Annotated in this window: 8 protein-coding genes and 1 pseudogene; 8 read left to right on the plus strand and 1 reads right to left on the minus strand. The window is 58.1% G+C overall.

The window, feature by feature from the left end:
• The 4 genes from gcvH to gcvPB all read left to right on the plus strand — a co-directional run bounded on the left by gcvH (window position 1) and on the right by gcvPB (window position 4,122).
• Window positions 1-390: a glycine cleavage system protein GcvH gene (gene gcvH, locus VMV64_RS02830; RefSeq protein WP_325328438.1), complete on the plus strand. Its 390-nt coding sequence runs from the start codon at window positions 1-3 to the stop codon at window positions 388-390.
• Window positions 391-484: 94 nt separating this feature from the next.
• Entirely contained in the window at window positions 485-1,894 is a 1,410-nt protein-coding gene (gene gcvPA / locus VMV64_RS02835) for an aminomethyl-transferring glycine dehydrogenase subunit GcvPA (protein WP_325328439.1), read from the plus strand.
• A gap of 29 nt (window positions 1,895-1,923) precedes the next feature.
• Window positions 1,924-2,427: a thiol peroxidase gene (tpx, locus tag VMV64_RS02840; protein ID WP_325328440.1), complete on the plus strand. Its 504-nt coding sequence runs from the start codon at window positions 1,924-1,926 to the stop codon at window positions 2,425-2,427.
• 249 nt (window positions 2,428-2,676) lie between these two features.
• On the plus strand, window positions 2,677-4,122 hold the full coding sequence (gene gcvPB, locus VMV64_RS02845) for an aminomethyl-transferring glycine dehydrogenase subunit GcvPB (protein ID WP_325328441.1): 1,446 nt from the start codon (window positions 2,677-2,679) through the stop codon (window positions 4,120-4,122).
• 198 nt (window positions 4,123-4,320) lie between these two features.
• Here the strand turns inward: gcvPB and leuA are convergent, their stop codons facing one another.
• Window positions 4,321-6,018, minus strand: coding sequence for a 2-isopropylmalate synthase (gene leuA / locus VMV64_RS02850; RefSeq protein WP_414718819.1), 1,698 nt, complete (start codon window positions 6,016-6,018; stop codon window positions 4,321-4,323).
• Window positions 6,019-6,183: 165 nt separating this feature from the next.
• On the opposite strand from leuA, the gene VMV64_RS02855 reads away from it, so the two are divergent.
• The 4 genes and pseudogenes from VMV64_RS02855 (at window position 6,184) to VMV64_RS02870 (ending at window position 9,659) form a co-directional block, all read left to right on the plus strand.
• Window positions 6,184-6,660 carry an Lrp/AsnC family transcriptional regulator gene (locus VMV64_RS02855; protein ID WP_325328442.1) on the plus strand — a complete coding sequence of 159 codons (477 nt, stop codon included), beginning with the start codon at window positions 6,184-6,186 and terminating at the stop codon, window positions 6,658-6,660.
• Window positions 6,661-6,978: 318 nt separating this feature from the next.
• A pseudogene (tnpB, locus tag VMV64_RS17340) lies at window positions 6,979-7,209 on the plus strand (IS66 family insertion sequence element accessory protein TnpB); the annotation flags it as partial.
• A gap of 358 nt (window positions 7,210-7,567) precedes the next feature.
• Complete coding sequence (locus VMV64_RS02865) at window positions 7,568-8,503, plus strand: diiron oxygenase (RefSeq protein ID WP_325328443.1); 936 nt, start codon at window positions 7,568-7,570, stop codon at window positions 8,501-8,503.
• Between the two features lie 34 nt (window positions 8,504-8,537).
• Entirely contained in the window at window positions 8,538-9,659 is a 1,122-nt protein-coding gene (locus VMV64_RS02870) for a radical SAM protein (protein WP_325328444.1), read from the plus strand.
• The last annotated feature ends 235 nt before the right edge of the window (window positions 9,660-9,894 follow it).

A 9,894-nucleotide genomic window follows, 5' to 3' on the forward strand; every position in this document is an offset into this window, starting at 1 on the left:
ATGAGCATTCCCGGCGATCTGAAATACACCAAATCCCACGAATGGGCCAGGCTCGAGGCCGATGGCACGGTCACGGTCGGCATCACCCATCATGCCCAGGAATTGCTGGGCGACATGGTGTATGTGGAAAACCCCGCTGTCGGCCGCCAGCTTGCTGCCGGCGAAGAATGCGCCGTGGTGGAATCGGTCAAGGCCGCCTCCGATGTCTATGCACCGGTGGCGGGCGAGGTGGTTGCCGTTAACGACGCCGCGGTGGAGGCGCCCGAAAAAATCAATCAGGATGCCTATGCGGCCTGGATGTTCAAGATCAAGCCGAGCAATCCCGCCGACCTGGACGGGCTGCTCGCTGCTGCCGCCTATCAGGCGCTGGTGGAGAGCGAAGCACATTAATTATTGTGCGTGAGGAGTGAGGAGAGGTGCCGATAGGGCTCTCTCATGTCTTGGCTCCCCACCGCTCACCCCTTATGCCTAACCGAGAATAACCATGCCCTTCATTCCCCATACCGAAGAAGACATCCGGGCCATGCTCGCCAGCATAGGCGCGGCCTCGGTCGAAGATTTGTTCGACGAAATCCCGGCTGCGCTGCGCGCCGACCGTCTCGAAAACGTGCCGCCGGCCCTGAACGAGATGGCCGTCGGCCGCTTGATGCAGGAACGGGCGGAACAGGATGGGCGCTACCTGAATTTTATCGGCGCCGGTGCCTACGAGCACCACATACCGGCGGCAGTCTGGCAGATCGCCGGCCGCGGCGAATTCTATTCCGCCTACACGCCTTACCAGGCCGAGGCGAGCCAGGGCACGCTGCAGCTGTTGTACGAATTCCAGACCATGATGGCCTCGTTGACCGGCATGGACATTTCCAATGCCAGCCTGTACGACGGCGCTTCCGGGCTGGCCGAAGCAGTGCTGATGGCGGTGCGCGCACACAAGTCGGCGCGCCGCGTTCTGGTGCCGGCAGCGGTGCATCCGATCTGGCGCCAGGTGACCGATGCCCTGGTGAAGAATCAGGGCATCGAGCTGGTTCCAGTACCCTACAGTACCGGCGGCGGCGACACCGTGGCCGAAGCGCTGAAGCGCTTCGAAGGCGAGGATTTTGCCGCGCTGGTGATTCAGCAGCCGAATTTCTTCGGCGTGCTGGAGGAAGTGGACGAACTGACCGATTGGGCCCATGCTCAGGGCATGCTGGTGATCGGCGCGGTCAATCCGATTTCCCTCGGCATGCTCAAGGCGCCTGGCCAATGGGGAAGCAGGGGTGCAGACATCGCCGTGGGCGAGGGGCAGCCGCTGGGCGCGCCGCTATCTTCGGGCGGCCCCTATTTCGGTTTCCTGTGCTGCAAGCAGGCGCTGGCGCGGCAGATGCCGGGGCGCATCGTCGGCCGCACGGTGGACATGGACGGCAAGCCCGGCTTCTGCCTGACGCTGCAGGCGCGCGAGCAGCATATCCGCCGCGCCAAGGCGACCTCCAACATCTGTACCAATCAGGGGCTGATGGCGACGGCGGCGACGGTTCATCTCGCGCTGCTCGGCCAGGAGGGTCTGGAGCGCGTCGCAGCAGCCTGCCACGCCAACACCCGGAAGCTGGCCGAGCAGGCGTGCCTGATTGCGGGGGTGGAGCGGGTGTTTTCCGAGCCCTTCTTCCACGAGGTGGTGATCACCTTCGATCTCCCCGTCGCTGACGTGTTACGTGCCATGGAGGCTCAGGGCATAATGGGCGGGCTGGACCTGACGCCCTGGTATCCGGAGTTGGGCAACGCCCTGCTGGTTTGCGCCACGGAAACCAAAACCCAGGAGGACATCCGGAAATTCCTGGAAAACCTGGAACGCATTGTTTCCCGACGCAGTTCCGGCCCTGCCTGTACTAGGCTTAAGCCTACTGCCACTAGCAAGTGGTAACTGTGTAACCCTGAAAAAGGAGCGCGATCATGGCAACTGTAACGCTGGAAGGTAACCCTCTCGAAGTTCTCGGCCATTTCCCGCAGCCGGGGGAATCGGTGCATAGCTTCATGCTGGTGAACAAGAACCTGAACGATGTTTCCCTGAGCCAGTTTGAGGGCAAGCGCAAGATCCTGAGTATCGTGCCGAGCATCGATACCCCGGTTTGTGCGACTTCAACGCGCCAGTTCAACCAGGAAGCGAGCCGGCTCGACAATGTCGTGGTGCTGGTGATTTCCGCCGACCTGCCGTTTGCCCAGGCGCGCTTCTGCGGCGAGGAGGGGCTGGACAACGTGATCATGCTCTCCACCCTGCGCGGACGCGATTTTTCCAAGGACTACGGCGTGCTGATCAAGACCTACCCGCTTGCCGGCCTGTGCGCCCGGGCGGTGATCGTGCTCGATGAGAGCGACCGGGTCATTTATTCGCAGCTGGTGCCGGAGGTAACCGATGAACCGGATTACGATGCGGCGCTGGCTGCAGTGAAAGGATAATCCTAGAAACGGCAGTTGACCGCTTCTTTGGATGTTTAACGCTATGTTACAAATAAATTTCTTCGCAAATTATAGGCTCACCCGTTTGGTGAGTTCGCTACGTGGCAGATTGCACAGTTTTTGGGGCACATGGCGGCGTTGCAACTCCTTGGAATGGAACAGCCATTCCGCGTCGTTGCGCCTTGCCCTGCACCCCAAAAACCGCACACTCTACCCCGTCCAACTACCGTTTCTAGGATAATCCGCCGTATGCTGATTTTCGAACTCTCCCGTCCGGGACGCAAAAATCTGGCCCAGGCCCCCGTGGCCCAGCCTGAAGCGAACGATATTCCGGCCCATTTGCGCCGCGGCGACAAACCGCTGCTGCCGGAAGTTTCCGAGATGGACGCGGTGCGCCATTACACCCGGCTGTCGCAGAAGAATTTCTCGATCGATACCCACTTTTATCCGCTCGGCTCCTGCACCATGAAATACAATCCGCGCGGCGCCCACCAGCAGGCCATGTTGCCGCAGTTTCTGGCGCGCCACCCACTGGCGTCGGAGGCTACCGGGCAGGGCGTGCTGGCCTGCCTGCACGAACTGCAGGAAATGCTCAAGGATGTGACCGGGATGGCCGGGGTTTCGCTCACGCCGATGGCGGGGGCCCAGGGCGAGTTCGCCGGGGTGGCGATGATCCGCGCCTATCACGTATCCCGCAATGATGCAGCCCGCACCGAAATGCTGGTGCCGGACGCAGCGCACGGCACCAATCCGGCCTCGGCGGTGATGTGCGGCTACACGGTGCGGGAAATCCCCACCGACCGCGACGGCAACGTCGACCTGGAAGCGCTCAGGGCCGCCGTCGGGCCACAGACGGCCGGGCTGATGCTGACCAACCCCTCCACCCTCGGGGTGTTCGAAAAGAATATCGGCGAGATGCAGCAGATCGTGCATCAGGCCGGCGGCCTGACCTACTACGACGGCGCCAACCTCAACGCCATCCTGGGCCGCGTCAAGCCGGGCGACATGGGCTTCGACGTGATCCACGTCAACCTGCACAAAACCTTTTCCACCCCGCACGGCGGCGGCGGGCCCGGCTCCGGCCCGGTGGGCGTCAGCGAGCGCCTGCTGCCGTTCCTGCCGATACCGGTGATCGCCTTCGAGTCCGGGCGCTACCGCCTGGTGACGGAAAAAGATCTGCCGCAAAGCATCGGGCGCCTTTCCGGCTTCATGGGCAACACCGGCATCCTGCTGCGCGCCTATTCCTACGCGCGCATGCTGGGCGCGGAAGGGATGCGCCGCGTGGCGGATTTTGCCACCCTCAACGCCAACTACCTGATGGCTGAACTGAGCAAGGCCGGCTTCGATATCGCCTTCCCGCAACGCCGCGCCAGCCATGAGTTCATCGTCACCCTGAAAGGCCTCAAGGAGCAAACCGGGGTGTGCGCGATGGATGTGGCCAAGCGCCTGCTCGACAAGGGCTTCCACGCGCCCACCACCTATTTCCCGATGCTGGTGCCGGAATGCCTGCTGATCGAGCCGACCGAAACCGAATCCAAGCAGACGCTGGATGCCTTCGTCGCGGCATTGAAGGAAATTCTGGACGAGGCTCATACTAATCCGGAGCTGGTCAAGACTGCGCCCCACACCATGCCGGTGCGGCGTCTGGACGACGTCAAGGCGGCGCGCGAGCTGGATCTGGTGTGGAAGGCTTAGCAGTCCTGTCGGACTTAAAGGAAATCGGCTGCAAATCCGCCTGAGCGGTCCATGTTTCGTCGCTTTCCCATGCAACATTTTCTCCCAAAAATGTTGCACTTGGTTTTTGAACGCGCCGGGTGTATCGCCTGAATCGAAAAACTTTCCAGCAGGGCGGTGAAATTAGCCGGTGAGGGTTTGTACAATGTTCAGGCTAGATTAAGCGGCCCCAATTTGGCTTTCGACGAAAGCATTTTCCCCCAGTCGATTGACTCCGCTCACCAAGGCCTTAATCGAAGCGGTAACAATGTTGGCCTCCACGCCCACTCCATAGCATTCGCACCCGCAGCCGGGGCGTGTTACCTCCACGAAGGCACAAGCCTTGGCATTTCCGCCGTCGACGCTGCTCCCCATGGAACGTTCTTCATAGCTGCGCACCTGGACGATGATGCCGAGGGTGCGCAGTGCATGTACGGCTGCATCAATAGGGCCATTTCCCTCGCCGACAAGAAAATGGGGGTTCCCGTTCATCTTTACGGTCAGGCGGACACCTTGGACGCTGCCGAGTTCGAAAAGATGATGCTCGACATAGCACACTGGTTCACTGGTGGTGAGATAGCTCCGGGAGAACAATTGCCAGATATCGGAGGCGCTCATTTCTCCACCATGGGTATCCGTATGACGCTGCACCTCGCCGGAAAACTCGACCTGCAAGCGGCGGGGCAATATCACATCGAATTCGGTTTCCAGCAAATATGCGATGCCACCTTTGCCAGACTGGCTGTTTACTCGAATCACGGAATCGTAGCTGCGCCCGACATCGACTGGATCAATTGGAAGATAGGGAACGTTCCACGGGGCATAGGGCGTCTGCGCGGTAAAACCTTTTTTAATCGCATCTTGGTGCGAACCGGAAAAGGCCGTGAAGACGAGGTCGCCGACATAGGGGTGGCGCGGGTGGATGGGCAACTGGTTGCAGTACTCTGCGGTACGCGCCACGGAATTGATGTCCGAGAAATCGAGGCCCGGAGAGATGCCCTGAGTGTAGAGGTTAAGCGCGAGGGTGACGATATCTACGTTCCCGGTGCGCTCCCCGTTGCCGAAGAGGCAGCCCTCGACGCGGTCAGCCCCCGCCATTATTGCCATTTCTGCAGCGGCCACAGCCGTGCCCCGGTCATTGTGAGGATGGACGCTGAGGATGACGCTGTCGCGGCGGGCGAGATGGCGATGCATCCATTCGATCTGGTCGGCGTAGACGTTCGGCGTCGTCACCTCTACTGTCGTCGGCAAATTGAGGATGACTCGGTTATCCGGCATCGCCCTCCAGGTGGCAGTTATCGCATCGCAGACTTCAAGCGCAAAATCGAGCTCCGTGGCGGAGAAGGTTTCGGGGCTGTATTCGAGCACCCATTCGGTTTCTGGCCGTTCTGCAGTTAAATTCTTGACCAGTCGCACGGCGGAGACGGCCATATTCAGGACTTCCGCCTTGCTCATTCCGAACACGATCTCGCGGAAGGGTTTCGACGTGGCATTATAAACATGAACGATGACCCGGCGCGCGCCCTTAAGGGATTCCATGGTGCGGCGGATGAGATGCTCGCGAGCCTGGGTGAGCACTTCGATCGTGACGTCTTCGGGAATATGATCGCCCTCGATAAGCTGGCGCACGAAATCGAAATCCGTCTGGGAGGCGGAAGGGAAGGCGACCTCGATTTCCTTGAAACCGATGTCGCAGAGGGTGTGAAACATGCGCATCTTGCGGTCGACATTCATCGGCTCAAAAAGCGCCTGATTGCCGTCGCGCAGATCGGTGCTCATCCAGATGGGCGGCGAGGTGATGGTGCGATTCGGCCATTGCCGGTCAACGAGCTTGACCGGCGGGAACGGGCTGTACTTGCTAGAAGGATCCTTCAACATGATCTCATGCCCCTGAATTTTATGGCGACTGCTCTTGACGAGAAATAATGATACGCAAATCAGTTGGGCAGGCGATTGCTTTTTTATGCGAAAAACCAGTATAAGATGGTAGAATATTGCGCCATACAGACGCCGCTATAGAATATATTCTATTATTGAAAGATGATGAGCAATTTAGTAGAAATAGATCGCTTTGACCGCCAAATTTTGAAGGTACTGCAACAGGATGGGCGCATCAGCAATCAGGACCTAGCGGACCGTATCGGTCTCTCACCATCTCCCTGCCTGCGAAGAGTGCGCGCCCTGGAAGAATCCGGCTTCATTACCGGCTATCGTGCTCTGGTGGACGCCAAGGCGCTAGGGTTATCGTTAACAGCTTTAATTCACATCTCCATGGATCAACACACGCCGGAGCGCTTCAATCACTTTGAAACGGCAATCAGCGAAATTCCAGAGGTCATGGAATGCCTACTGATTACCGGCCAAGCTGCTGACTACCAACTCAAGGTGGTGGTGAAGGATATGGATGCCTATCAGGAATTGCTGCTGAACCGTATAACCCGGATAAAAGGCGTTGCCGGCGTGCATTCGAGCTTTGTTCTACGTCGGGTGGTGGATAAGACAGCACTTCCTGTCGGTTGACAATAGCGGGGAGATTTCCAACGCCCGGACTGTGCATCAAATCATTTAATCGCTGGCGGCGTAAAGAAAGGCCGCGCAAACGACCCGGTTGCCGCTGATGTTAGTCTAGGCCACGGGGCGTGCGACTCCACGGACCGGGTGGCTGGAGAATCGAACTACCAGCGGGTGGTTCGTGGCTGGCCGACCTGTTACGTCAACTACCATGATCCCGACACCGACCCAAGTCTGGCTGGGGGTAGAACCGATCGACACGCGAGTCTGCATCGACGGGTTCTCCCAGCGAATCCGGAATGCGCTCGGCCGTAGCCCCGCGACGGTAGCACTTACGACTTCCGCAACCGACGCCAGAACCGCCTCAAGCTCGTGGTCTGGGATGGCCCCGGCGTCTGGCTCTGTCAGCGTCGGCTACATAGCGGCCACTTCACTTGGCCGACCTCGGAAGCCACTGCCTTCGCCCTCACACCCGCACATAGGGACGGGCTGACGGGGCGGAACGTACCGGAAAACGGGCGTCCGCCGTTCAGGACCTTCTGGACATCGCCAAGCTGAACGGTCTGGATGCGCATGCATGGCTGAAAGACTACTCTGGAAAAATTGCCTGCCTTGCACAATAGCCGTATCGATGAGTTTTTGCCGCTGAAAAACGGGCAACCTTAAATTCAGATTCTGTGTGGTTCGACTGGTCGCTTACGTTCCACCCGCGCCCCCCATTCAAATTTTACTAAACGTCGGACTCCATTTTTCCAGCCTACCTCACAGTTCTGATAGGTGTTTCATACGATAGGCCCGACTTATACTCATATCGAATTCGGTGGCGTGGTTTTTTTAAGCCAAGGTGCCGAACTCACCATAGTCGAGTCGCACCAGAGTGGTAGCGACGTAATGTGGATTTAAGGAGACGATAACCATGCAGGCGAATTTGGTCGAGAAACTCAATCAAGCGTCCATCAAGCAGATCAACTTCCCACTGATGTCTCTCCCATTCGAAGAGGCGCCCGATGTGGATGCCTACTGGATGCCTCAGCACCTCGTCTCCCTTTACGGGACGGAGGCATGGGATCGCCTCTCTGACAAACAGCGCGTCCACCTGTCACAGAAGGAATTCGCACTGATCTGCTCAATTTCCTGCAACGGAGAGAAGGAAGCAATCGGCGATATTGCCAAAATAATGCTCAAAAAGAAATTCTCCGAGGTGCGCTCCTATCTGAGTCACCTGATTCGCGAGGAGAATAACCACATCGACATGTTCGTTGAGTTCTGCCGCCGCTACGGCGAATTGACTCGCTTCCGCTACATTTACACTAAGGGCGATCAGTGTACAGACCCGGCATGGAACGACCTGCTCGCCTTTATCCACCTGCTGGTGTTCGAAGAGCTTGGCGACAATCTAAACCGCATGATGGCCAAGGACGAATCGCTGCCGCCGCTGGTGCGTGCCATCAACCGACTGCATGCTGAGGAGGAGGCACGCCATATTGCCTTCGGGCGCCAGTTGGTGGCTGACCTGACCGCTGAATTACTGCTGAAATCCTCTGATGAGCAGCGCGGCAAGCTGCATGATTACGTTTACCATTTTGTGCAGAGCCGACATTACGAGTATCACAATGCGGGCATCTACGCTTCGGTTGGCATTCCGGGTGCCTACGAGTTGCGCCAATCGATGGTGGAGAGCCGCGACGCCGCATTTTTCTTCCGCGGCACCCCTAATCCGCAGGAAGGGCCTGCGAAGTTGCTTAACTACCTCTATTCGGTTGGGCTCATCAGCGAACAACACCTGAATGCCCCGCCGGGCGCCGGTCTGGGGGTGGTAGCGTACCCGGCCTCGTCCTGCACACTTTCCTAACTTAGATGCAAGCAGCGATGACGGAGAAACAGCGATGACAAAGTGCAAACGGATCTATGCCCTGCAGGGACTGGATAATTTCACCGCCGAGGAAAATGCTTCCTTCTGGCGCCGAGTAGAGGCGATGAAGCAAGAAGGAGAGGGCGTGGCCTTGCGCAATCTGGGGCTTAGCACCACCGATGCCTGCAATTTCAATTGCATCTACTGTTACGGCACTGAAGCGGCCAATCGCGACAGCCGATGCGGGCCACTGCGCCTAGAGGAGCAGATTGGCTTGATTGACCAGGGGATCGAACTGGGCATCCGGCAAGTGACTATCTGTGGAAACGGAGAGCCCACTTACGATCGCGACCTATTACAGATCGTGGCCCACGCCGGTCGTAAGGGCCTTTATACCGTTATTCTGACCAATGGATTCACTCTCGGCGATGACACGATGGCTAGGCGCATCTACGGCCGATCCGCTTTCGACGTGGCGCAGGCCCTGTTCGATGCCAATGCCTCGCTTATTATCAAAACTGAGAGCATTAATCGTAGCCTTTACAATGAGATCGTCGCCGCACGCGGCATTGAGGATCCATTCCATGGTTTCTCCGAGGCCATTGAGAATGTGGTCAAGATCGGTTTCACTAACCCCGCCAATGCGGCACCGGTTAGCGACGACACGATTCCAACCCGGCTGTGCATCTCCTCGGTAATTTGCAAGAGGAATTTCTTCGAGATACCGGGAATCCGTGAATGGGCTCACGACCTGGGCGCACAGTTCGTTTGTAAGCTTCCGACCCTTTCTGGAAATTCGAAAGAAAATCTGGCTGAATTCTTCGAGGTTAACCCCACCACCGCTTGGCTCAAGGAACACTACGGCTATCGCCACTCGGAAAAACCGGAGACCCTTTCCACCGACGAGCATCATTGCGGTGCTTTCCATTTCGGTGTGGTCATCGGTAACACCGGCGACATCCGCCACTGCTACCCGATGGCAGCTCACGGCGAAGAGGCGGTGGGCAACATCCGCAACAAACCGCTGCGGGAGTTGCTGCTCGAGCGCTCACGCAAGTTCGGCACGCAACTCTCGTACGGGGCCAAGTGCCAAGTCAAGAAGAGCGAATACATCCCCATCTTAGAAATGGGAAGCATTGGCACCAAAGGCGCCTGACAGCCTGTCGCAAATCCTGGAGATAAGTGCATGAGCAACGAACATTCCAAAGAGCTGTTTTTCGATAAGTTGGCCACCTTTCTTGCCGAGAAAGAGAAGTGGCCCCGGAAATCTGAACAAGCCGATAAGTGGAGAATCTGCTACCTTTGACGGCCCTACGGGGCGAAGAAATGGAGCAGAAGATGGCAAAAAGAACGAGACGGACACACTCAGCGGTGTTCAAGGCCAAAGTGGC

Origin of the sequence: Sulfuricella sp., assembly GCF_035531155.1 — a bacterium.
Lineage (GTDB): Bacteria > Pseudomonadota > Gammaproteobacteria > Burkholderiales > Sulfuricellaceae > Sulfuricella.

Bases quoted from the DNA above. Each gene is read 5' to 3' on its own strand.
- tpx (WP_325328440.1), top strand. From the start codon at position 1,924: ATGGCAACTGTAACGCTGGAAGGTAACCCTCTCGAAGTTCTCGGCCAT.
- VMV64_RS02855 (WP_325328442.1), top strand. From the start codon at position 6,184: ATGAGCAATTTAGTAGAAATAGATCGCTTTGACCGCCAAATTTTGAAG.
- gcvPB (WP_325328441.1), top strand. From the start codon at position 2,677: ATGCTGATTTTCGAACTCTCCCGTCCGGGACGCAAAAATCTGGCCCAG.
- gcvPA (WP_325328439.1), top strand. From the start codon at position 485: ATGCCCTTCATTCCCCATACCGAAGAAGACATCCGGGCCATGCTCGCC.
- VMV64_RS02870 (WP_325328444.1), top strand. From the start codon at position 8,538: ATGACAAAGTGCAAACGGATCTATGCCCTGCAGGGACTGGATAATTTC.
- VMV64_RS02865 (WP_325328443.1), top strand. From the start codon at position 7,568: ATGCAGGCGAATTTGGTCGAGAAACTCAATCAAGCGTCCATCAAGCAG.
- gcvH (WP_325328438.1), top strand. From the start codon at position 1: ATGAGCATTCCCGGCGATCTGAAATACACCAAATCCCACGAATGGGCC.
- leuA (WP_414718819.1), bottom strand. From the start codon at position 6,018: ATGTTGAAGGATCCTTCTAGCAAGTACAGCCCGTTCCCGCCGGTCAAG.